General features: G+C 53.7%; 18 protein-coding genes. 7 read left to right on the forward strand and 11 right to left on the reverse strand.

What is annotated here, in order from left to right:
• Positions 1–5: 5 nt before the first annotated feature.
• The 3 genes from SH678x_RS16650 to cls all read left to right on the forward strand — a co-directional run bounded on the left by SH678x_RS16650 (position 6) and on the right by cls (position 5,375).
• Positions 6–1,361, forward strand: coding sequence for a serine/threonine-protein kinase (locus tag SH678x_RS16650; RefSeq protein WP_496919581.1), 1,356 nt, complete (start codon positions 6–8; stop codon positions 1,359–1,361).
• Positions 1,362–1,468: 107 nt separating this feature from the next.
• Positions 1,469–3,532 carry a pyruvate kinase gene (locus SH678x_RS16655; protein WP_496919582.1) on the forward strand — a complete coding sequence of 688 codons (2,064 nt, stop codon included), beginning with the start codon at positions 1,469–1,471 and terminating at the stop codon, positions 3,530–3,532.
• Between the two features lie 427 nt (positions 3,533–3,959).
• The gene (cls, locus tag SH678x_RS16660) at positions 3,960–5,375 is read left to right on the forward strand and encodes a cardiolipin synthase (protein ID WP_496919583.1); all 1,416 of its coding nucleotides are present in this window, start codon (positions 3,960–3,962) and stop codon (positions 5,373–5,375) included.
• A gap of 145 nt (positions 5,376–5,520) precedes the next feature.
• Here cls and SH678x_RS16665 read toward each other — a convergent pair whose 3' ends face one another.
• From SH678x_RS16665 to SH678x_RS16685, 5 genes are all read right to left on the reverse strand, one after another.
• Positions 5,521–5,805 (reverse strand): histidine kinase, encoded by a 285-nt coding sequence (locus SH678x_RS16665; RefSeq protein ID WP_496919584.1) that lies wholly within the window; start codon positions 5,803–5,805, stop codon positions 5,521–5,523.
• A gap of 313 nt (positions 5,806–6,118) precedes the next feature.
• The gene (locus tag SH678x_RS16670) at positions 6,119–9,673 is read right to left on the reverse strand and encodes a PQQ-dependent sugar dehydrogenase (protein WP_496919585.1); all 3,555 of its coding nucleotides are present in this window, start codon (positions 9,671–9,673) and stop codon (positions 6,119–6,121) included.
• A gap of 203 nt (positions 9,674–9,876) precedes the next feature.
• Positions 9,877–11,349, reverse strand: a complete 1,473-nt coding sequence (locus tag SH678x_RS16675; RefSeq protein WP_496919586.1) for a cryptochrome/photolyase family protein — start codon at positions 11,347–11,349, stop codon at positions 9,877–9,879.
• Between the two features lie 49 nt (positions 11,350–11,398).
• On the reverse strand, positions 11,399–11,851 hold the full coding sequence (locus SH678x_RS16680; protein ID WP_496919587.1) for a hypothetical protein: 453 nt from the start codon (positions 11,849–11,851) through the stop codon (positions 11,399–11,401).
• Positions 11,848–12,261: a thiol-disulfide oxidoreductase DCC family protein gene (locus tag SH678x_RS16685; protein WP_496919588.1), complete on the reverse strand. Its 414-nt coding sequence runs from the start codon at positions 12,259–12,261 to the stop codon at positions 11,848–11,850. The genes SH678x_RS16680 and SH678x_RS16685 overlap by 4 nt, the downstream gene beginning before the upstream one ends.
• A gap of 68 nt (positions 12,262–12,329) precedes the next feature.
• Between SH678x_RS16685 and SH678x_RS16690 the strand changes: the two genes are divergently transcribed.
• Entirely contained in the window at positions 12,330–12,740 is a 411-nt protein-coding gene (locus SH678x_RS16690; RefSeq protein ID WP_496919589.1) for a hypothetical protein, read from the forward strand.
• A gap of 40 nt (positions 12,741–12,780) precedes the next feature.
• Here SH678x_RS16690 and SH678x_RS16695 read toward each other — a convergent pair whose 3' ends face one another.
• From SH678x_RS16695 to SH678x_RS16705, 3 genes are all read right to left on the reverse strand, one after another.
• Positions 12,781–13,596 (reverse strand): efflux permease Rv1217c-related protein, encoded by an 816-nt coding sequence (locus SH678x_RS16695; RefSeq protein WP_496919590.1) that lies wholly within the window; start codon positions 13,594–13,596, stop codon positions 12,781–12,783.
• Positions 13,593–14,492, reverse strand: coding sequence for an ABC transporter ATP-binding protein (locus SH678x_RS16700; protein WP_496919591.1), 900 nt, complete (start codon positions 14,490–14,492; stop codon positions 13,593–13,595). Before SH678x_RS16700 ends, SH678x_RS16695 begins: the two co-directional genes overlap by 4 nt.
• A gap of 110 nt (positions 14,493–14,602) precedes the next feature.
• Positions 14,603–15,613 (reverse strand): inositol monophosphatase family protein, encoded by a 1,011-nt coding sequence (locus SH678x_RS16705; protein ID WP_496919592.1) that lies wholly within the window; start codon positions 15,611–15,613, stop codon positions 14,603–14,605.
• 251 nt (positions 15,614–15,864) lie between these two features.
• On the opposite strand from SH678x_RS16705, the gene SH678x_RS16710 reads away from it, so the two are divergent.
• The 3 genes from SH678x_RS16710 to SH678x_RS16720 are packed head-to-tail and all read left to right on the forward strand — an operon-like array spanning position 15,865 to position 18,846.
• Positions 15,865–17,313, forward strand: a complete 1,449-nt coding sequence (locus SH678x_RS16710; RefSeq protein ID WP_496919593.1) for a PQQ-binding-like beta-propeller repeat protein — start codon at positions 15,865–15,867, stop codon at positions 17,311–17,313.
• Positions 17,314–17,325: 12 nt separating this feature from the next.
• Positions 17,326–18,018, forward strand: coding sequence for a methyltransferase domain-containing protein (locus SH678x_RS16715; RefSeq protein WP_496919594.1), 693 nt, complete (start codon positions 17,326–17,328; stop codon positions 18,016–18,018).
• A gap of 24 nt (positions 18,019–18,042) precedes the next feature.
• Positions 18,043–18,846, forward strand: a complete 804-nt coding sequence (locus SH678x_RS16720) for an ABC transporter ATP-binding protein (protein WP_496919595.1) — start codon at positions 18,043–18,045, stop codon at positions 18,844–18,846.
• A gap of 18 nt (positions 18,847–18,864) precedes the next feature.
• On the opposite strand, the gene SH678x_RS16725 is transcribed toward SH678x_RS16720, so the two are convergent.
• From SH678x_RS16725 to SH678x_RS16735, 3 genes are all read right to left on the reverse strand, one after another.
• Positions 18,865–20,553: a glycosyl hydrolase gene (locus SH678x_RS16725; protein WP_496919596.1), complete on the reverse strand. Its 1,689-nt coding sequence runs from the start codon at positions 20,551–20,553 to the stop codon at positions 18,865–18,867.
• Positions 20,554–20,653: 100 nt separating this feature from the next.
• Positions 20,654–21,115, reverse strand: a complete 462-nt coding sequence (locus SH678x_RS16730; protein WP_496919597.1) for a YraN family protein — start codon at positions 21,113–21,115, stop codon at positions 20,654–20,656.
• Positions 21,116–21,581: 466 nt separating this feature from the next.
• The gene (locus SH678x_RS16735) at positions 21,582–22,715 is read right to left on the reverse strand and encodes a hypothetical protein (RefSeq protein ID WP_496919598.1); all 1,134 of its coding nucleotides are present in this window, start codon (positions 22,713–22,715) and stop codon (positions 21,582–21,584) included.
• Positions 22,716–23,064 lie beyond the last annotated feature (349 nt).

Raw genomic sequence — 23,064 nt, forward strand, 5'->3', positions numbered from 1 at the left:
TCGCGATGCACGCTTGCCCAGGTTGTGGATGTTTAACATCGGTGGTGGACTCTGCCCCTACCTTAGATTTGACGAATTTCTCTTCGATCGGCAACAGCGCAGCCCCTCTTCCTGGCGCCGAGGGTTTCCCTGAAAGTTTACTTGACCGAAGAATAGGACTATACGATATCGAATCGCTCTTGGGAAAAGGTGGAATGGCATGGGTATTTCTTGCTCGACACAACACTTTGCACCGGCTCTGTGCGATCAAAGTGCTGTGCCCCGAACTTTTTGGTCGCAAAGCCGATTCACTAGACTCTTTCATGGCGGAAGCCCGTGCAGCCGCATCCCTGGTGCATCCCCACATCGTCGCGATCCACAACCTAGGCGAATTAGAATCACACCACTTCATCGAGATGGAGTACGTACCCGGCTGCTCGCTGGAGCAACTCATTTCCGAACGACCCTCGCTGCCGCTCCTCGATGCTACCAGCTATCTACTGCAATCCTGTTCGGCCTTGACTGCTGCGCACCGACAGGGTCTGGCGCATCGTGATTTTAAGCCCGCCAACATCTTGGTAAGTTCGGATGGAACCGCGAAGCTTGCCGACTTTGGGCTCGCCAAGCAACTTTCCAGGCAACCTGAGACGTTAGACGGCGGCCTGGCGGGCACTCCCCACTTCATGGCGCCGGAACTCTTTCAGGGCGAGCAGGCCAATCAGCAGAGCGATGTTTATGCCGTCGGCGTTTCGTACTTCCGCTCCTTAACCGGGCAGTTTCCCTTTGTCCACAAAACGATTGCGGGACTAGCCCAAGCGCATGCCGATCAGCCGATTCCAGATCCCCGATCATTTCGCGATGACATTCCCGCAGAGGCGGCGGAGATAATCGCCCGTTGCCTGGCCAAGAATCCGCAGGATCGTTTCCAGGACAGCGCTGCCCTATTGAGTGAAATGCAACGAGTATTCAGTGGAATGCGAGACTTTCCCGCGCTTGTTGCTAAGGCGCTTGCCGACCTGAGCGTGAATCTTAAATCCAGTGCCGGCCGAATCATTGCCACGATGCGACTCGCGGGGGGCCGAAGCCAACGCGTCCACATCGAATTTTGTCCTGCACAATTGGGCGAATCGAGTCTGATTCGCATCTATAGCGTTTGCGCGCCGATCGACGAGACTTATTTCCGGCGGGCATTGGAGTTCAATGCCGCGATGCCGCATGGGGCACTAGCGATTCAGGATATCGACGGCGAGCCTCATTTTGTGATGCTCAACAGCTGTTTGCAGGCCACTTGTGAGGCTGAAGACATTCGCCGGAGTGTTCAGGAGGTTGCCCAATGGGCGGATGACATGGAGCAGATGTTGACAGGCAGAGATGAGCGTTAGCTTTCGCTGTGGTGCATCGCGATTGCTAGGAGTATTCCGTTCGTGCCGGCCGTGGAACGTACAAGTGACGGTAGGCAAAGCGAACAAGTCTATGCGAGAAATCAACTATGAAGCGTAAGAGAAGAAAAAGCGTGACGAAACACATTCTCAATGTCCAAACAAACTCAGGAAGTTCGGCGGACGCTTCCCGCACAGACCTAAATGCGATGGTAACGTTGCCCGGAGAACAGGGGTACGAAGCTGCGTGCCCGTCGAACCAGCAACAGTCGGTACACCATTCCATTGCAGGGGCCGCAGGGACCCATCAATCGGCCGAACTGGAGAGTCTGATCCTCGAGCTTAGCGCAATCCGCCGGCAAATGCTCGATCTGGAGGCATTGGGGCTGCAGAAAGCCACGCAAATTCATCCAGCGTACCTACAGAGCGTGCGCAACTTATTTCATTACCTTGCTCTGCGGCGTTGTGAAATGCGTCCTATTCAGGAACGTCTATCTGCACTTGGACTTTCGTCGCTGGGACGAACTGAGTCACACGTTTTGACAAGCGTCAACAAGGTGCTGGAGGCCTTGCACCGCTTAGCTCAGATCCCTATCCCCGAGTGCCCCGTTTCGGCTCCAATCAACGGTTTTGAAGAGGGCAGGATGTTGCTCTATCAGCACACCGAAGCGTTGCTGGGACCTCCCCCAGCGAAGCGAAATGCTCGCATTATGGTGACCATGCCGAGTGAAGCGGCCGACGATCCTAGGCTAATCGAGCAATTGCTGGCAAACGGCATGGACTGTATGCGCATCAACTGCGCGCACGACGATGCTTCCGCATGGAAACGCATGATCAGACATCTGCGAGATGCCGAACAGTCCCTCGGACGGAAATGTCGCATACTTATGGATCTCGCCGGCCCCAAGTTGCGGACGGGACCCATTGAAGCCGGTGCTCAGGTCATTAAGTGGCGCCCTCGACGAAATCTACTTGGCCAGATAACGGCGCCCGCGAGAATTTGGTTGTTTCCTGAAGACCAGCCGACCGCCGCTCCAGTACCGGCAGATGCCTGCTTGCCGGTACTGGGTGCTTGGTTAGACCGCTTGAGCATCGGCGATCGAATCTTTTTTAACGACCAGCGAGGATCACGCCGCAAGCTTTGCGTAATTGAGTCAGTCGGTCGTTGCCATTGGGTGGAAGCCTTTCGTACGGCTTATGTCACCCCCGGGACAAAACTTCGGCTAATAGCGGGCAATAAAAAGCAGCGAGATAACAAAGGGGACCTAGAAGTGAAATTGGGGCCGCTGCCGGCGCGAGAGCAGGTATTGATTCTCAGGGCAGGCGACACACTCAACCTGACGCACGATCAGGTCGCGGGTAGGCCGGCGCAATTGGATCTCGAATTAAAGGTGGTTGCTCCTGCCCAAATCGGCTGTACGCTGCCGGCCATCTTTGCGGATGTTCGGGTAGGAGAGACCATCTGGTTCAATGACGGAAAAATTGGAGGTATTATCGAGTTGGTGGAGTCTCAGCAAGTAACTGTCCGGATCACCCAGGCACGGGAGTGCGGGGAGAAACTGAGGGCAGACAAGGGGATCAACTTGCCCGACAGTGCTCTGCGACTGCCCGCCTTGACAGAGAAAGATATTAGAGACCTTCCGTTTGTCGCAACTCATGCTGATATGGTCGGATTTTCGTTTGTGCGGGACGCTGCTGACGTCGATGAATTGGAGACTCGGCTCCTTGCTTTGGGTGGAGAGCACGTTGGTATCGTTCTAAAGATTGAAACTCGTAGAGCATTCGAACAACTTCCGTCCTTATTGGTGGCATCTATGCGAACGCCGTGTGACGGTGTGATGATCGCTCGCGGCGACCTAGCCATTGAGTGCGGTTTTGAGCGACTGGCTGAGGTTCAGGAACAGATTCTATGGATTTGCGAGGCTGCTCATGTGCCGGTGATTTGGGCCACCCAGGTCCTGGAGAGCGTAGCGAAAGACGGATTGGCATCCCGTGCCGAAGTTTCCGATGCCGCGAGCAGCCAGCGCGCAGAGTGCGTGATGCTGAATAAAGGGGAGCATATTGTGAAGGCATTGCAAACCCTGGACAACATCCTCCAACGGATGCAATCGCATCAGCACAAGAAACGCTCAATGCTGCGCCCGCTTGAAATTGCAAGCTGCTTCCCTCAATAGCAATCAGCTACAAAATCTTAGAGTGCATATGCGAATTGCCCAAAACCCTTTGTGATTCTAAAACTTAGAGAATAGTGGCTGCGATATGCTAAAACTCTTGTCAATGCGACAGCTGCGCTACGCTTCGCCAAAATTGAGTGAGCAAATCTGTGTATTGGCGCAACTACATCGTCGCGCCAGCCAAATCACCTTTCCAGCCCGCGTTCTTGTCCACGAACGCGCAATGAAGCCGGCCGGAAATCGCGTGTCTTTGTGCCGTGCAATCGCTCACAGAGTCGGCCGAGAGAAGGAGTGTATTCCACGATACAATCAAAAGTCGCAGAAATTGGATTTGTGATGCTCTAAAAGACGGGCGTGCTGGTCAGAGTACCTGCACGTCGTGTCTCGTCCGTCGCTCACTTTCTCACAGAACGATCGGAAACGGTTTATGGCCGCGTGGATATTTTTTGTTCTCGAGTGGGGGATACGATTGGCCATGCTGTTGGTGGTTCCCTTTCGACGGACGCCGGCTGCCGCTAAAGGCTGGCTTCTGTTGATATTCTTCGAGCCCTTCATTGGCATGCTCACGTACCTGCTAATCGGCCGGGCGAAGTTGCCACGCTGGCAAGTGCAGCAACTAGCCGGACTGCCGAAGGCGATGGCAAGCGTCGTCGAGCGGCTCGCGGTTCATCCGCGTATTTCTCATCTTCAACTATCGCCTACCCTTTCCCAAGCCGTAACGCTTGCGGAAAACCTCGGTCAAAGCCCCATTCTCGGCGGCAACTCCCTGGAAATGGTCGTCGATTACGACGTTCTGTTCACTGAACTTGTCGCCGACATCGACCAAGCCAAGCAGCATGTTCATCTGCTGTTTTACATTTTCTCAAATGACTCAGCGACCGCGCCGGTGATTGCCGCCTTGGGTCGAGCCGCAGCGCGGGGAGTTCAATGTCGCGTCTTGGTCGACGCGTATGGATCTCGGTCAGGCTTGCGATCTTTGCGGCGCAAGTTGACGACGATGGGGGTTATCGTCCATGTCATGCTGCCGATTCGCCTGTGGCCATGGCGAAAAACTCGCTTAGACCTTCGCAATCACCGTAAAATCGCCGTTATTGACGGAAAGGTTGGCTACACTGGGTCGCAAAACCTCGTGTGCGCTCAGTTCAAACGTGGGCTCGCCTACGAGGATTTGATGGTCCGCGTGGCCGGACCAGTTGTTTTGGAACTGCAGTACATCTTCGCCTCTGACTGGTTCCTCGAAACCGGTGAGATTCTTGACGGAAAGACAGAGTTCCCGGATCCCGCATCTGCGGGACTAGTTCCGGCTCAGGCGCTTCCCAGCGGACCTGCTTTCCCGACGCAAAACAATCAGCGGCTCTTCGTAGCCTTAGTTCACGGCGCACGCGAACAGCTCGTGTTGACCACTCCATATTTCATTCCCGATGAGCCGCTGCTGCAGGCGATGCAAACAGCCGTTCTTCGCGGCGTTGACGTGCATCTGGTCGTCTCCAAGTTCGGCGATCATCGGCTCGTCCTCTTGGCGCAGGAATCTTATTATGAAGAACTGCTCGAAGCTGGAATTCAGGTACACATCTACGACAAGAACTTCCTACACGCCAAGCATATGCGCGTCGACAAATCGGTCGCCGTCATTGGAACCAGTAATTTAGATATCCGCTCGTTTTCCTTGAACGCTGAGCTAATGCTGATCGTCTACGACGAGGGCGTGACGTCCGAACTCGCAGCCGAGCAGGAACGGTACTTCGAGCATTCCCACTTGCTCGATCTCGCTACTTGGGAGAAGCGACCGTTCCATCAGCAACTTGTTCAAAACCTAGCTCGGCTGCTTAGCCCCCTCCTTTAATGAGAAGCTTCTTTAAGGTCGGATCGATAAAGTTTCATCTGTCTGCGCTAGATGCGCAGCTTTGATCACAAAACGCAGGTCATCACTATCGAGCCGCTACGCGCGTTACTTCAAGCAAGCACTTCGGAAGAATTGTCAGAGGAAATCAATGGTCATGGGCCGCCTCGATCGTTCCAAGTCCCACTAGCAAGGCAGTCAATTGTTGGCCGATTTCGTCATGTAAATCACGAGCGATACGCATGCGCTCTAATTCATGAGCCCCAAATAATGCGTGCAGTAACTCGCGACGGGACTTCGACAATCGTTGAAGCGGCTTCACAACCACCCACCAAATGACTGGTGCAATCACAAAAGTTAGGATCGAGGCATCGATAAACCCCTGCAATAGTTGTGTATTCGACCAATCAGGAAGATACTGCAAAAGGTACATGATGCATCCTTCGACAGTAAATGTCGTTAGGAGCACAAATACGAAAACCTTGAGTGGAGCCTGGGGAGTCCATGTAGTAGCTGGAAATCTATTCATAGAACATACTTCTACTCCTACTGACTGATGGACACTATCATCTCAAATTTGCGTTGGTATTTCTATTTTTTTCAGTGCCTAGATAGTGACAAATTGCCTCGGCATTCCGCAATAGAGGTTTGCTGAACAACGAAGATCAAGACCGCAGGTCGCAGGTTCGAATCCTGCCTGGGGCACTCTTAATTAGTTGCGGGTATGAGCATTATTGGTGGTCGCGTTAGATCGCGTCGACCAATTCCTCCCAGTCGGCATACAAATCGTCAATTAGCTGCGACTCCTTTTGATCGTCACTGTACGCCAGTGGATCGCTCTCGACGCGGTAGCTTGCCGTGACCGGCCCTTCTTCAAAGACCGCATCGACGATTTGTTCGAGTGGTACGAATTCATCGTTAATAGGAATTTCGGAAGAAGAACCTTCAATCGTCACTGGAATTTCGACCCAAAAATATGGAAGCGATGCAGAGATACTTTCCTCCTCCACATCGACATCTGCTTCGGCGTCACTCTCGGCATGTGTTGACAACGGTGCGGTTGATGCAGAATAAGCGCTCACGAGCGAACTGACCGCCGACAAGTTTGCATTGCCATACTCGGCTTGCCATATGGCTAAATCGGCACTGTTGACGACATCGTCGTTATTGGCGTCCCCAGAAGCCTTCGTGGGATTGGCACTCCCCGCGCCGCGTTGCCAGGCGAGAAAGTCACGGCCATCGACGTCGCCATCCAAGTCGAAATCGGCATCGCCACCAGCCGTGAAGCGAACTCGAAAGATGCGTGCGCCAAAATCAATCGGCGACACGGGATCAAGGTCTTTATACAACTCCGTGAAATAAAGACCATCGGGTCCGGCGATCAATCCCGACACTGTGCCACGCCCTATACCCACATATTCCACCAGCGTGGTCGGCGAGCCAACGACGTTACCGTTGGCATCGAAAACAAACTCGATGATGCGTTTGCCAGCCGTCTGTTGACCCAAGGCGTAGGTTGGTCCCGATTCGCTGACAAATGCGTGGCCCTGTTTGGAACCAGGAAATTGACTGCCACCAAAAGTCTCGGGCTCGACAAATGTTATATTGACTGGGGCATGGGCGGGATTCCACACGTACCGTGCTTGCGGCAATAACGACGAGTCTGATCCATTCCAACCATAGTTTCCACCACTATCAACACGGGCTAAACGGTCGAGGGCATTGCCGTTCTCCACTGTATAGTGTTTGCCGTCGGCTGCGCGCCAGGCTCCACCAAACGGATTGCGGAATCCGTAGGCATACACATAGTCACGGGCATTAATGCCATTCGATGCATTATAGAAGGGATTATCACTCGGTGCCGTGCCATCGAGATTCATTCGCAGAACTTTTCCGCGGTAGGAATCCAAGTTCAGCGCCGTAGAAGCTGTGAATCCATCCCCATTGTGCACATACAGTTTGCCATCGGGGCCAATCGTTAGATTGGAGATTTGATGGGATTGGCCTTGGCTCTCGCCGACCATATCGCGAATCACCGTGATCGTCGAAGCGGTTCGCCCACCATTGGTGCTGCTCAATCGGACAACCTGCGGATGATGAACGCCACCTTCGATGCCATCGGTATCCGTCACTCGTGTGACGAAGACGTCTCCTGTGAGCGGATCGACAACCAGTCCCGCTAAGCCTTGTTCCCCTGAGCCTGGAAACGCCCCCGTCGGATTAAAGTTCAATAAATTCGTCGCATAGGTGCTCACAGTGAAATCGTTGCTCACCACTTTGATCGTGCCGTAGAGCTCGTTGACGTAGAACAAAGGATCATCGGGATCGGAACCAGGATTAGGCACAAACGCGATGTTCACTGGCAATTGCAAACCGCCAGCCACTTCGTCGATTTGATAGCCGGGCTCAAATGCAATGAATGGCACGGGCAGTTCCGCTTGTCGCGCCAAACTGGTAAAGACTGGCTCGGTTTGCGATTCGATGCCGTAGTAGGTCGAGCCATCAGCGGCGATCCACAAGTCGAGTCGCCCGTTGGCGCCCAAATTGATCGCTGGTAAATAGACGGCCCGTTGTTGACCTGCATCATCAGCGAACCGAATTTCTGTCGGTCCCAGGTTCAAGCCATTCGAGCCCGCAACAATGACCGCACGGGGGTTCACGTGTTCGTCGAGCGTACCCGGATTCATGATCGTGTTCGATACGCCATTGTTTCCGGTAAAGGAAAGTAACAGATCGCTGAGCGGACCTTCCAGACGTAGCTGCGATTGATTGGGGCCCGCAACGGGCAAGATGATCGGATTGTCATTGGCAGTGGTCCACGTGGGAGTAGGTGAAGCAGCTATTCCCTCCAATTCGAGCGGGAACGTCGTTGAGGCCTCGTCCACAATGAAATTGCGCGTGGCATACGCACTCACAGCTCCAACGGCATCGCGGAATCGAACTCGCAGTTGGTATTCCGGCGCAAAGGAATTCAGTAAATCGATAGTCTTCATGCCACCCGAACCGCTGGACGCGATACTTGTGCGAAACGCACCTACCGACGTAGGAAAATTCTGCTCAATCTTAGCGGCAAACGTGAGTGTGTAATCTCCTGAAGTTGGCGCAGTCACTACCTGAGTTACCGACGCATCGACCGGAACTCCAGGAGTGCCGCGGTAACCTTTGAACCAAACGCCTGTGTTGCCCGATGCGGCGGCCCAGGTTGCAGTTTGAAAAGCGCCGGCAGGTTCGACGCCATCCGATTGAGCCGTCATCACCCAAGCACTATTACTGGTTTGCGTGTTGTTCGTGGCCAACTCAAAACTGCCATCGCTAAGCAAATTGCCACTGGCGTTTGTCGTCAACACAAACGAATCGACCATGGCCGAGCGATTCGCTCCCCCTCCGCCGATCGCGTTAAGCATATCCGTAGAGATCGTCAATTGATCTCCGGCGGACACGCCAGGTATGGTGATCGAATATGTGTTGAAATTGAAATTGGGGATCGGCGTTGAAATGAGATCGGTTCGGCCTGCGTGGGAATTCTCAAAAATGCCATCGCCTAAATGAGTATGCAGTCGCTCGACGCCTGTAATCCCCAACGTATGCCACACACGCTGCGGGGAAGGACCCGTGGTCCAGATTTCCCAATCCGTAGAATAATGCTCATCTCCTTCGGCATCGACATAATCGACTGCTTCCATGTGTACGTCGGCAGGATTGACGATGTCACCTTCGACAACCGGCTCCATGATTGTCGGTGCGGCGGGGCCGCTGTTGGGGCCACTAGGCAAACCCACAACATGAATAAAATTAATGCGTGTCGCCATCTCTGCGGCAGAACCTTGATTTAATGTGAGCCGGCCGTCGTTGACCGTCACGGTCCGCGTGTCGGTAAGGAATGCGCCCGATCCGAGTGCGACGGAGTTCCAAACATTCACGCCTTCGACGTTTAGCGTGTGAGTGCTGCCAAACGACGGATCACCTATCGAGACAGTGACCTGATACTGCCCGTTGGGTAGCTGCAGTTCCCAAGACTGGTTTTGATGAAAGTGAATTAGTGTATCCAAACGTTGATCGGCATGGGTGTTGCGTTCGCGAGCTACGCCCGTGTGATCGGTCGACCAACCATAGCTCCAACCATTATTGCGCAACCCAAAAACTTCGCCCGTATCAGCCGCATACCGCGTCGGAGTCAATGCCGCTTCAAGCTGAAAATTGATAAGGTACGTATCTGCCGCCAACAGTTCGCGTTCTTCCAAACACTCAAAATTTAATCGACGGCTTCCCAGTGATTGTGAACGAGTTCGATAGCCCAACATGCGCGCACCCTCGAATGAAAAAAATCGCAGTACGTGAACTTCCCGCGATAATTCATGAAGCAAATAGCGTATTGGGTAGCTCACCAGAGAAGAAGCTCGGCTGGCACACTCAAACGCCTGAAAAGACAGCGTTCATTGTAGCCCTGTTAGAAATGGTTGCACAATGTTTGGACAGTGAGAAACATGTTTCCAAGAGTGATCGACTAGGACGGATCACAGTGGATTTTGCGTAAGAATTTGTCGGCGATCTCCTGGTGTTTGCAAAGTTTGTCGCCCATCTTATCGAGTTGACCCACCAGCACACTCATACGGTGATTCGACGCAAAAAAATCCCTGTGCTTTGCCATAAAGCGCCAAAAGAGGGCGTCCCAAATTTCGCACCAAGGCCCTTTGCGAAAGTCGCTCATGCGTAGTACATAGCTCGAGCCACTGATGTAGGGCTTGGTTGTGATCAGCCCGCCGTCGGCATGTTGGCTCATACCATAAACATTCGGCACCATGACCCAGTCATACGAATCGATGAAGAACTCCATAAACCATTGATAGATAGCATCGGGATCAATCTCGCAAAGGAGCATGAAGTTGCCGAGGATCATTAGCCGCTCAATATGATGGCAATAGGCATGACGCAAAACACGCTGAATCACGATGTCGACGGGTTCGATGCCTGTTGTACCCTCGTAAAATACGTTCGGCATGGGCTGAGTGTGTTGCCAGAAGTTACGCGTGCGCTGTCGGCGACCATGAGTGACATACACTCCCCGGATGTATTCCCGCCAACCGATGACCTGTCGCACGAATCCTTCAAGAGAATTGAGTGGCACTTCGCTAGCTCGGTCAAGTGCGGCGTCAATCACCTGCCGTGGCGACAACAAACCTATGTTGAGCGCCGGCGTTAGAACCGAATGAAACAAGAACGTATCAGTTGCGCTGATCGCGTCTTCGTACTGGCCAAAGTATTTGAGGCGTTGGTTGAGAAAATCGTTGAGAGAAGCCGCCGCGTCTGCGTGATTTGTGGGATAACAAAAACCCTCAGCTTCGCCTATCGTGCGCGAAAAATTCGTTGTCACGTATTCTCGGGCTTCCCGGACTGCGGTCGATAACTGTGGCCAAGTTATATCTGGCGGCTTTAAACCGCGGGGCAGTTTTTTGCGGTTCTCCGTGTCGAAGCTCCACTTCCCACCCGCCGGTCCGCCATCTTCATCCAAGAGCACACCGAGTCGTCTACGTTGGCACGCATAAAAATCGGCGAAGAACAACTTCTTCCGATCGTGGGCGAATTCCTCAAAGTCCTCGATAGATGTCAGACAACAAGGATCGGCAAGCATTCGGTAGCCAATGCCACCCTGATCTAAAGCCGTTGTCAGTCGCTGCTGGAGCCAATCGTCAGCCGTCTCGACGAACTGCACTTCCTTGATAGCGAGTTCTCTTAGTACCTTGATAATCGAGCCGGTGGTGGTTAGTTCGTGGCATTCGACATAACGGACCTGTTCACCCTGAAGCCGCAGCATGTCAGCATATTGGCACAGCGATGCCCGGTGAAGCGTCAATTTTTGTTGATGGAAACGATACTGCGTAAAAAATAACGGTTCTTCAATCAACACGCAAAAATCCACGCCACGGATGGCTGGATGATCGATGAAGAGTTGGTGTGGATATATCAGTGCAGCGCGCATGGTATTAACCACTGCCATATTCCATTTTTCCAAATTTCACAAACACGAACTACCACAAAAGTTGCCGTGCAGTGAATAGGCAACACAAGATGATTGAACGCAACGTCCAGGCAAACGTACGAATCCAATTCGAGCGGACCAAGCGCTCTATGCACTGCGGGTTGTGGCCGAGCAAGAGTTGGCGGTGCAAGGGCATCTGTCGGAGCGCTGTTGAGATCCAGATTGCAATGAGCAAAATCACGCTCGCTTGATAGACCAGCGACTGTCTTAGCATCGTGCTACTCACAGCTAACCCCAGCGAGGTGGCTAATTCTAACAACATCGGGCCAGCGACAACCCAAGTGGTTCGGTTCTGATGAGCTGCCGAAAAAGTAGGAAACTGGTCAGAGGCCGCTAGTTTCATCAATGGATAGTGGACCAATTGCACAAACCAGATTAGTCCCGTCATAAACAGCGTGCTTGCGAGTTGCAACAACAAAAAAAGTTCATTGTTGGCGGTCATGGCTGTAAACCACCCACGCGTTTTTCAGGCACTCGGCAGGTCTCGGTCGTGCAGCGCCCGGTGAGTGCGAGTCTGTACTTAGCGAAGATCACATATCCAAGGTCCATTAACTGAGAAACCACTGGCAAGCGAGTCAGCGCGACCAGTTTGTTGAAGCCGATGGCTCGGTATAAATGGCGAAATGTCTCGACGCCTCTAACCCAACTTCCGTCAGGTAACCGCCCATGGATCTGAGCCATCAGTTGATCGTAGCTTTTGCCGACCTCAGCGGGATCAAAACTAGCATCGTCGATATTGGTGAGGCGAACTCGGCTATGCTTATCACGACGGCGGATCATGTCGATCTCGCGGCGACACAAGGGACAACCCCCGTCGAAAAATACTTCAATGTCGTACGATGATGTGGTCACGATAGGGATATGCGTATGAGTTAAGTTGAGTCAGCTTGTGCGGTTCTACACTTCGAGGACCGTATAAAATGTCGCATGTTAACTCTACTCCACCCCGCTGGATGAAGGCCACGCTCTTCCTGGCGGCCATTTATAATCTGCTTTGGGGGAGTTTTATCGTTTTTCTGCCGGTTTCGCCCTTTCTCTGGGCGGGGATGACACCGCCCAATTACCCCTCGCTCGCCCAATGCATTGGCATGATCGTCGGCGTTTACGGCGTTGGCTATGCCATTGCCGCAACCAACCCGTTGCGGCATTGGCCAATCGTGTTGGTCGGGCTACTGGGGAAAATCTTTGGCCCCATTGGTTTTGTCTGGGCAGCCAGCCATGGAGAACTCCCTTGGATCGCCGGTCTCACAATTCTCTCGAATGATCTTGTCTGGTGGGTGCCCTTCGCGCTGATTCTTCATGGCGCATGGAAGCAGTCTGGACACAAATAGCAAGGAGTGGTGGAAAGACTGATTTTCATACCATGAGGCCTCAAACCGTGCAAATATTTCGCCGGGCAAAAATCTCACAGGCCGAGACCCACGCAACCCCACCGACGCTCAACAGAATTGCCATGTCTGTGAGCGGCATTGCACCGGTCGCCAGAATCGCAGCGGGGCGGTAGTAGTGCAGAATTCCAAACGGTGCGAGGCCAGAGATAGCTTGCCAAAACTGCACCACGAAATTCAAGAGAAACGATGCCAACAAAATTGTAAAAATCACGGCAATCGCACGACCCCGGTGACTGCTCATGGCCGATACGAAAAATGCCAAGCCTCCCACGGCCAGATACAGGCAATAAAGGTTGGCCAAGATGATAAGCACACGCTGAGGTGATGTTGGCACACTGGAGGGGGCAAACTGGCGGGCCAGATAATGACCCGTGAACATCATCACGCAGAGGCCTACGCCGGTCGCCAACCAGATCAGCGACTCAGCACAATACAGTTTCCTGCGTGAAACAGGCCAACTTAATAAAACATCAATCGTACCACGATCAATTTCCCCCGGCGGTAGACGCGTGCAGAACACAATTTCTTGCGCCCAGATCAATGCCAAGACCGAGGGATGGACCCAGATGATCGCTTGCAAATTCTGTGGACTTAGGTTCGCTCCCAAATCCTCTCCGAGCAATGCTTGAATAAAGTCACTGACAAACGGAAATGCCGACAATACCTGGGTCAGCCCTTGCTCTAACTGTGGTAACAACATTGTAAGCACAGCAGGCACAATCAGCAGCGCCACGCCAAATAACATTAACTGCACCCAAGTCTCATGGAGCGTTTTGCGCAATATCCCACGAATCATGCAGGCTCCTGTTCGTGCTGGTAGTAGGCGTGGAACAAACTTTCCAAACTCGGCGGGCTCAATTCGAGATCGTCCAGCGGCTGTGCAGCGGCCCATGCCACCAACTCAGAAACCGTGCCGGTAAGCTCTCCACTCCAAACATAATTGGTCCGCTGCTCGATTTTCAGGAAATTTGGCAGCTGCATTCCAGCCATGCTTGCGTTTGAGCGGAACCGTAGCATCACCGTCCGGTGGGCGTTTTGTCGTAAGGCCTCTATCTTTTCATCGGCAACAATTTGCCCAGCCCTGACGATCGCCACGCGCTCACAGAGGGACTCGACTTCACTCAAAGTGTGGCTGGAAAAGAAAACGGTTGTCCCTGTCGCGGCTGCCTCACGCAATGTCCGATACAATTCGTCACACATCAAGGGGTCAAGGCCCGACGTGGGTTCATCCAGAATCAACAGCTTTGGCCGATGCGCCAAGGCCAGCACGATCCCCAACTTTTGTCGCATGCCGCGCGACATTCTTCGCACTGGCACATTTTCGTCGAGTTGAAATTGCTCCAAAAGTGCGCTTCCGCGCTGCCTCACCTCGCTCTGGCCGCGAATTTCGCTGACAATTTTGAGTGCGTTTTTGCCTGTAAACCAGGGATAGAGTCGCAGGTCGCCGGGGAGATAACCGATGTGCTGCTTGATGAGGGCGCTTTGCGACCAGCAATCGTGGCCCAATATTTTCGCCGTGCCCTGGCTGGGTCGCAACAGTCCGAGCAATATCCGGATCGTGGTTGTCTTGCCCGCACCGTTGGGACCTAGAAAGCCAAAAATCTCTTCCGCGTTCACCGAGAGATTGATTCCCTCAATTCCGCGTCGCTGCCCATAACTCTTGGAAACCCCTTGTAGCTCGAGAACTTCCACATCATGCCTCAAATTGCTTGCAAAGATTGACCACGAATTCACAGTCTCCACGTCGGATATGTGTTTCGTCTGAATTGTGGTTTCGCTTCCAGGCTTCTACAAAGCGCAGTTCAATCCAATATATCACGGAGGACAGTGAGGAGAACCGGCTCGATCAGCGTTTGTAGGTTGCCATTGGCATAGCCCACCCAAATCACGTCGGTGTGAGTATCCAAAGGCACATCCACCGGCTGGCCATCGGGCAAGCAGACAGTTATGCCTGCTTCTTCGGCGATGAGTTTCGTGCAAAGATCATACGGGTGGCAGCAGTGTCCTAATGTCCCGCCACGCTTCTTGACTGCATCAGCCAAAAGCGGCCGCACATCGGCGACAAAACGATCTTGCCCCAGCATCAGTCCGGCGATTTGTCCGGCCGTGGAGGCGTATTGATCTTCAAAGATGCGCGCCTCGCTTTGCTGATTGCCTCCCAATAGTCGATGCGAAAGCTCGTCGGCGATCGCCCCCAACAAATCACGACCACCGGCAAAAAAGTTGCAGACAGTTGCATAGCCGTGGGCCACTTGAGTTGCTGTCGAGGGCTGCAATGGGAATGGCTTCGCTTTATTAGTAAATCGATCAAAACGCTCCGCGTGTGCCCCTTGTCCTTGGATGGCCCAGAAGTTGTCACACAGATGCTGTTTCACCAACGGCAGTTCCGTCTGCACGGCGAGTTCAATGTCTGACAAACTCGTGCCCGGACCGAGATTTTTAGCCACACCGGTGAGTATCCAAGCCGACCGCTTTTGAAACATCAGACCGCGTGTACCATCGATGGGGTCAACAATCATTCGCCACTTGGCGTCGGCTCCCTTGGTACCTGTTGGCAAAACAATTTGTCCATCAGGAACTCCTTCGCCAATGAGAACGACTGGAGTATTCGTGGCAATCTTTTTTTCGATACCGGCTAATAGAGCTTCCTCGGCAGTGCGGTCGATGGCATAAACGGTGTCCCCCGCGGCGGCTGTTGCTTCACCACACAGTTCTTCAAACGTGTGGGATTCACAAGCGGCAACGACCTGCTCACGAACATCGTCGTGTACTTCACGAATTGCTTGAAGAAGTTCTTCCAGGGAGAGTGTCATAGTTGCCTGCATACGCCATATTGAAGGATGAATTGGGCATATTCTACGAGCCTTTTGCATACAAACGCAAATCCAATAGCTCGCGGCAAGAAAAACTCACGCAAGATTTTTTGCTGCATTTTTCGCCCGCCTGTTGGAGACTGCTGGCCGATATGCGATGATTCTCAAGTAGACCCACCTCATGGCCGCGGCTAGCTCCTACCTCGCCGACGGCGTTGCTCTTGTCACTACCAGTTTACGGAGAACAGGTTATGTGGAGACATCTTTGCTTGACGATTGCCTTGTTGGCAACGACGCATCCTCTGCTGGCTGAGGAAACCGCCACCAACTGGCCTAACTTCCGCGGCCCCGAATTCACCGGCATCTCTTCCACGGCCAAGCCTCCTACCACTTGGAGTGAATCCGAAAACATCAAATGGAAGGTCGAACTCCCCGGCCAAGGAAGTGGTTCTCCGATCGTGTGGGGTGATCGAATTTATTTGCAAACCGCCATCAAAACCGATTATACGGCTGAAAACCCACCTGAAGGCCTGTCGTTGAATAGCAAGCGACGATTCCACTTGGTGGCGAACGAACGATTACTCGCGCAAGCTGAATCGACGCCTGTACCACAACCCGAACCACCTGCTGACAGACCTCGGGAAGGCCGTCGCGGTGGCCGAGGCGGCGGCGGTTTTGGCGGCTTCGAGATTGAGACGCCGACCAACTACTACCAATTCGTCGTGATATGTCTCGATCGCAAAACGGGCAAAACGCTTTGGCAACAGGTCGCCACGCAAGCGATTCCCCATGAAGGTCACCATGGCACGGCCAGCTTTGCCTCGTCGACTCCTGTTACTGACGGCAAGAATATCTACGTGTCGTTCGGCTCGCGAGGGGTTTATTCCTACACGATGGACGGCGAGTTTCGCTGGAAGAAAGACCTGGGCATCATGCGAACGCGGCACATGTTCGGCGAAGGCTCCTCCCCTGCCCTGCACGGCGATACGTTGGTGATCAATTGGGATCATGAAGGCCAATCGTTCATCACGGCGCTTGACGCCGACACGGGCGATACTAAGTGGAAAGTCGATCGCGATGAAGAGACGACCTGGAACACCCCGTTGATTCTTGAACATGACGGCAAGACGCAAGTTGTCGTCAACGGCATGAATCGCGCTCGCGGCTACGACCTCGAAAATGGCGAGATCATTTGGGAATGCGGTGGGCAGGCGATGGGAGCCGTTCCAACTCCGTTGGTTTATAAGAATTTGGCTTTCCTGATGACCGGCCATCGAGGCGCGGCGTTGTATGCTATTCCGCTCAGCTCGAAGGGTGATATCACCGACACCGATCAAGTTGCTTGGAAGTTGGATCAAGACACACCGTATGTCCCGTCGCCGTTGCTCTACGACGATCAGCTCTATTTCACGAAGTCGAACAACGGCATTTTGTCGTGTTACAAAGCCGAAACGGGCGAGCAAGTCTTTAAGGCTCAGCGTTTGACCGGCATCGATATGATTTACTCCTCGCCCGTGGGTGCCGACGGCAGGATTTATTTTGCCGGTCGCAATGGTGCCACCTCCGTCGTCAAGCACGGCTCGGAACTCGAAATTCTGGCCACCAATCAACTCGACGAAGCGATTGATGCGACACCGGCACTCGTGGGCAACGAAATCATCATTCGTGGCGAGAAGTCGCTGTACTGTATCGGGGAATAGATCGGAGCCGGCATGAGCCAACAAGGATGGAATCGCCTGGCGGCGGAATTTGAAACGTCGGTTTGCGATATCACCGCCACGAGCGGTCCGCAAATCGCCAGGTTGGTCGCGCTCAGCAAGCCCAACCGCCGTAAAACGCTCGTTGACGCGGGTTGCGGCATCGGCACGTTCGTCGAGCGATTTGGCCAATCCTTCGGCAAGATTGTCGCGTTTGATTTCGCGGCTGCGATGGTGAAACGGGCCAAGCGCCGTTGCCAGGATACGAAACACGCCGAATGGCACGCCTTGCCCTTGGAAAAAGCTGGCGCGAAGTTCGGGTCGATTGCGAACCTGGCCGTTTGCTTGAACGTCATCACTGCACCCAAGCCGCGGCTGCGCGAGCAGCAATGGACCAGCCTCGGCCAACTCGTGAAACCGGGTGGGCATTTGCTCGTTGTCGTTCCCGCGTTGGAATCTGCCCGATACGTAGCCGAGATGGATGCCGAAGCCTTTCATGGCTCGGTCGATATCGAAAGCGAGCTCGTTCGCCGCAACGACACTGAGCAGAAGCACTACTCGCGGCAAGAATTGCGAAAGATCGTGACCCAACTTGGATTCGAAGTGGTCGCGCTCCGCAAGGCCACGTATCCTTGGGGAGAAGATGGCCTGGAACTGACCGAGCGAAAGTCGCCTTGGGATTGGGCCTGTTTGGCACGCAAAAGTTAATCGTCGACATCGTATTGAATCGCCATGCCTGCCGAACCCATCATTCAACTTGCGAACGTCAGCTACGTTCAACAAGACACGCACATTCTTACCGACGTGAGTTGGTCGCTGCGGCCCGGAGAGCATTGGGCCGTATTGGGACCGAATGGCTCCGGCAAAACGACGCTGCTGAAAATTGCTTGCGGTTATCTTTGGCCTTCGAGCGGTCAAGTGTTGCGATTGGGTCAGGAACTGCTCGACTTGCGTGAGTTGCGTAAACGTATCGGCTGGATCACCGGCAATCTCGCGGCAGAAATTCCCGCCGAGGACACGGCTCTGGAAACTGTGGTCACGGGACGGCTCGCGCAGTTTGGGCTTAAGATATTCCTTGGCTTTGAACCGACCGACCAAGATTTCGCCGATGCCCGGCAAATGCTGATCGATTTGCGGTGCGAAGACCTGATCGACAAACCATTCGGCGTGCTCTCGCAAGGAGAGCGCCAGCAAGTGCTGATCGCCCGCGCCCGCATGGCCGAACCGCTGCTCATGGTGCTCGATGAACCGTGCGCGGGAATGGACCCCGGCGTTCGCGAGCGGTTTCTTGCTTGGCTGAACGACGCTGTCGCCACAACCGGTGGCCCCACCGTCATCCTCGTTACCCATCATGTTGAGGAAATCGTTCCCGGTATTCGACAAACTTTAATGCTCAGCAACGGCCGAATTCATGCCAGCGGTCCCACGCGCGAGATCGTCACGCAAGCGACCATCGAGCACGTCTACGGGTTGCGTTTGCACGCGCTCGAAAACTATGCGAATCGCTTGTGGCCGATTTGGCAATCGTCGACCTGATTCTACCACCCTTTGATTCTACCACCTTGAGCGGCCAAAAACGACGAACGCTGTTGCGAACCAAACCAGTGACATCGCACCCGGCTCGGGGACGTTCAATGTCTCGGTCAATTGTCCTGCTTCCGTGACCTGCCGCATCCACAGCAAGAAGTCGCGGCCGTCGGAGTCGCCATCCAGATCGGCATCGCCCACGGCCGTATCGCCATAAGCGGCTTGCCAGATTGCGAGATCAGCGCCGTTCACTTCGCCGTCGAAATTCAAATCGGCCCCCAGAAAACCACCGCTTTGCTTCCAAGGCGTGATCAACAGCTCATCGAGCGTGATAATGTCTTCATGACCCAGTGTGGCTTGCAGTTGCGCGGGGGTCATGGCATCGACAAACGAGCCACTCCAAGGGGAAAAATAACTCCACTCGATCCCCCATTGATCCATCACGTCGGGATTGGGCAGCGTGCCGGTCTCGGAAAGGGCGATCAACTTGTCTCCATTAAACACTTCGAGCAAATCCTGCCATTCGCCGCTCATGCTGGAAGTCGGATCGGTGTAAATATCCGCACCAATCATGTCGACGTATTCATCGCCCGGATACCAATCCAAAAACTCGTCATTCACGCCGGTCGACGTGTATTCCCAAATCAGATTGTGCAGGCCATGCTCGTTCGTAAGTCGGTCGTGCATCAAGTGCCACAAGTCCTTGAACGTCTCCGGCCCGTGTGCCCCCCACCAAAACCATTCCCCTTGCGCTTCGTGCAGCGGCCGCCACAGCACGGGGATATTTTCGTCCTCAAACTTTTGCAGCTGCACGGCAATGGCGTCGATATCCCTCAGCAACAGTTGATAGTCGTTGCCATTGGGATTAGCCAGAGCACCTGGCAGATCGAATGTCGTGGCATACGTGTAAAAACCACGCCACCACTCTTTGTCGGTCTGATTAATAAGATTGGCAGGGGCATTCCAGTGCCACATCATCGTGACGATGCCGCCGGTCTGCTTCGCCCACTGAATAGTCTGCTCAGTTTCGTTGCGAGGATTCGAGCCGTACTGCAAACGCGAAGGAGAATACTCCATGAAGTCGCTGCCCCGGATCGCAGGAATCAATCCGCCGGATTTGCTGAGGTAGGAGCTGACCGGGAACGAGAGATTCTGACTCACGCTATGCTGCTGCCCCGAGAACGTCTTCTGACCATATTGGCTGTTCATGTAATTCATCAGCCACTGCGTCCGCGGGCTGGCTTGCGGATCGGAAAGCTGCGTGCTCACCGGCAACACCACGGGCGGTTCATAGGGACGAAACTCCAAGTAGTCGATATCGTAATAGCCCCAATTGTGTTGGATGCCGAGCGTGCTCGTGCTGTTCGGGATACTGAACAACCCCGCGCGTTCTTCGGACCAAGTCGACGTCTGCTCAAACATGCCGCTCCCCGTCTCGCCGTTGACGTGATAGGTGTACCCCTTCTCGCCATATTGCGAACGGTAACCAATCCACATTTCATAAAGACCCGCGGGAATGTTGGCTTGCAGCGCGAAGCGATCGTTGGCGTTGGTGAAATCGGTGACGTAGCCCGTGCCAGAATAGCCAGGCACGGTGTTGCGAACCAACGTGCCGAACATCTGACCCGCTTCGGCCTCGAAGCGATAGGTCTGGCCGTAAGAACGCTGCGCTATCAACGCGCTGAGAACCGCCAACAGAATGATGAAACGCCGCATATTATTCCGCCTGGAAAAGTTCGCCGCACCAAAAACTTTGAATTCAAGTGCTTTAACACGTTATTTTACACAAATCCTACTCTTTCGCAAACTTGGAATGCTAATTGTAAAACTGCCCCCGCCCCACGGCCGGAAAAGCATCCTCGATGTGCCGAATCGTCGGCAATTCGGCATCACTGGGCCAAATGACTTCGATCACGTCAAACCGGCTGGGATACTCCAGCAATCCGTGGAACTTCAGGAACGCAAGCGCCGCGCGGGTCAGCCGTTGCTGCCGCTGCGCATCAACGGCATCCGCAGGTTGCGTCGTTAAATCCAACCGCCGCGTTTTCACTTCAATAAACACGACGGTCTTCGCTTGCACCGCGATGATGTCAATCTCGCCATACCGTTGACGCATGCGCGTTGTGACCACGCGATAGCCGGCACGCTCAAGAAACTTCGCCGCCGCGACTTCGCCCCGTTCCCCCAACGTCAGCGCGCGGCTCGACATGCGGAGCGATGAGCGCACACTGGCCGCGAGTTGCAAAAGTCTCTGAGATAATGCGTGAGCTAGTTTCATTATTTTATGATTTCGACCTCCAACTTAGCCAACCTGGCCAAGTTGATTCCTGTTACCAACGTTCGTTTTTCTCGGGAATGACGCAAAGGTTTCCAACTTGTCCAACTTGGCAGGCTTTTTTGCGCACTTCCAAAATGAATCGTTTTTTTTTCATCGTTTTCGCCATCAGCGCGGACCTTCGGCGTGGCCAGGATTGAGGGTGTGAAGCCTCCGTCCCTCGTAATGGATGTAATCTTGTAGGCCGGAACAAGCAGTGCGCAGTTCCGGCAATTCATCATAGGGAAAGTATTTGGCGTTAACGTACTGCTTGCCGGAACTCGTGTTACTCGTTCCGGCCTACAAAACAAACCAATAACAAGACCCCATTATCGTGATTCGTGGGCTGGGTGCCACAACTATTTTTGGCCACCTTCCGACATGTCATTCTCGCGGCATAGCCTGGCCTTACGAAAATGAGGTCGGGAAACTAGCTTTCCGAGCAGAGGCGTTCGTGTTCAGTAGGTCGAGTGGCGAACAGACCGGCAAACAATACCGCGATAAAGAGGACTAGGCTTTGCGGCTCGGGAACGATGATTGAAGGATCTCGTGCACCAAAGAGAAAAGTACCGTCGCTGCCGCGAACAGTCATGTAGACTCGGCCGTTGATGGAGGCGAGGTTGGAAATCCCGTCGATGTCGATGGCGGCCAACTGCGGGAAGATGTCGAGTACCGGCAGCGTGCGATTTGCGAATCCGGGAACGATACCTGGGAAGAAGCCGTAAAGTTCCAGCGGCCCAAATGTTGTTTGAGTCACCACAAAATCGCCGTGTGAAACAATAACCTCGGCGTCACCCATGCCGGTTCCGTCAGGACGCACTAAATATAAATCTTCATCGTCGATGGCATAGTTGGGAAACTGTACGAATTCGTTGGGGCCCAGTTCGAAGAGAGGGTCCAAGTCACCGCCGATGTTAATTCCATCACCATCACTGCGTTCTCGAATTGAGCCTGCATGATTCCATCCAAAGACAAAACCTTCCAAGTCCCCTTGAGGTGACCACAGCATGGGCGAAGAACCGATGGTGCCTGGAATTCCTCCATCACCCAATGTGTATCCACTTGGAGTTACTTCGATGGCATAAGGGTACGACCCGGGCAGAAATTCGCCACACACATCGTTGACACAGCCCCCAGGAAACAGCTCAGCAGCACCTTCAAAGAAACCAAGGTTAGCGATAACCCGCAGTTGAGAATCGACGCCAACCACATCGCCATATTGCCAGGTCATCACCGGACTACTTAACTGATCGAGTTGATAGAGCGCAGGCCCCAACGACCCTCGATTGGCGGCGACATACAGTTCGCCATCGAAGGCTTTCACGACGCGTGTGACACTCGTTGCATTGGCAATAGGCATAAAAGAGCCAGCGCCCGAAGGTCCGAGAACCCACACTCCGTTGGAGACATTGAGATAGGCCGAGCCATCGATGATCTCAAGATTGGTGCGGACATTGGCGGCTGTGATCTGCGTGAGCCCCATCGGAGGCAGGGCATGCGTGTTTGCACACAGCGCTGCGAAGGCAATGAAGCAAGCAAACGTGTAGTAGGCCAAACGAAACATGGGCGACTCTGTAGAAAAGTGCGTTTTCCCCAATAATAACCTTAGTCAAAGAAACACTCAAACAACCCTAGGCAGGAAGCGTAACTCGAAGTGCATTGCCGGAACTGTGCACGGCTTGTTCCGGCCTACATCACGCTTCATCCGCAGCGCATTGTGAGTTCTCGAAACTCGGGGCTCGAAACTCGCAACTGACAAATCATGAACGAAATGCATCTGCCCCGGGTGTCTTGTCGGCGGGACCGACAAATCACCCGGGGCTAAATTTTTCGTGTGGTTGGTGTGTTTCGTGGTTTTCAATATTCGCGCAACAAAAAACGCCCGGGGATGGTGATCCCTGGGCGTTGTGTTT

This window comes from Bythopirellula superficialaquae (assembly GCF_059632245.1).

What these genes read in the sequence shown, in the direction of transcription:
- SH678x_RS16680 (WP_496919587.1), bottom strand. Translation starts at nt 11,851, where the DNA reads ATGACCGCCAACAATGAACTTTTTTTGTTGTTGCAACTCGCAAGCACG.
- SH678x_RS16665 (WP_496919584.1), bottom strand. Translation starts at nt 5,805, where the DNA reads ATGTACCTTTTGCAGTATCTTCCTGATTGGTCGAATACACAACTATTG.
- SH678x_RS16695 (WP_496919590.1), bottom strand. Translation starts at nt 13,596, where the DNA reads ATGATTCGTGGGATATTGCGCAAAACGCTCCATGAGACTTGGGTGCAG.
- SH678x_RS16735 (WP_496919598.1), bottom strand. Translation starts at nt 22,715, where the DNA reads ATGTTTCGTTTGGCCTACTACACGTTTGCTTGCTTCATTGCCTTCGCA.
- SH678x_RS16720 (WP_496919595.1), top strand. Translation starts at nt 18,043, where the DNA reads ATGCCTGCCGAACCCATCATTCAACTTGCGAACGTCAGCTACGTTCAA.
- SH678x_RS16690 (WP_496919589.1), top strand. Translation starts at nt 12,330, where the DNA reads ATGTCGCATGTTAACTCTACTCCACCCCGCTGGATGAAGGCCACGCTC.
- cls (WP_496919583.1), top strand. Translation starts at nt 3,960, where the DNA reads ATGGCCGCGTGGATATTTTTTGTTCTCGAGTGGGGGATACGATTGGCC.
- SH678x_RS16675 (WP_496919586.1), bottom strand. Translation starts at nt 11,349, where the DNA reads ATGCGCGCTGCACTGATATATCCACACCAACTCTTCATCGATCATCCA.
- SH678x_RS16650 (WP_496919581.1), top strand. Translation starts at nt 6, where the DNA reads ATGCACGCTTGCCCAGGTTGTGGATGTTTAACATCGGTGGTGGACTCT.
- SH678x_RS16715 (WP_496919594.1), top strand. Translation starts at nt 17,326, where the DNA reads ATGAGCCAACAAGGATGGAATCGCCTGGCGGCGGAATTTGAAACGTCG.
- SH678x_RS16710 (WP_496919593.1), top strand. Translation starts at nt 15,865, where the DNA reads ATGTGGAGACATCTTTGCTTGACGATTGCCTTGTTGGCAACGACGCAT.
- SH678x_RS16730 (WP_496919597.1), bottom strand. Translation starts at nt 21,115, where the DNA reads ATGAAACTAGCTCACGCATTATCTCAGAGACTTTTGCAACTCGCGGCC.
- SH678x_RS16670 (WP_496919585.1), bottom strand. Translation starts at nt 9,673, where the DNA reads ATGTTGGGCTATCGAACTCGTTCACAATCACTGGGAAGCCGTCGATTA.
- SH678x_RS16655 (WP_496919582.1), top strand. Translation starts at nt 1,469, where the DNA reads ATGAAGCGTAAGAGAAGAAAAAGCGTGACGAAACACATTCTCAATGTC.
- SH678x_RS16725 (WP_496919596.1), bottom strand. Translation starts at nt 20,553, where the DNA reads ATGCGGCGTTTCATCATTCTGTTGGCGGTTCTCAGCGCGTTGATAGCG.
- SH678x_RS16705 (WP_496919592.1), bottom strand. Translation starts at nt 15,613, where the DNA reads ATGACACTCTCCCTGGAAGAACTTCTTCAAGCAATTCGTGAAGTACAC.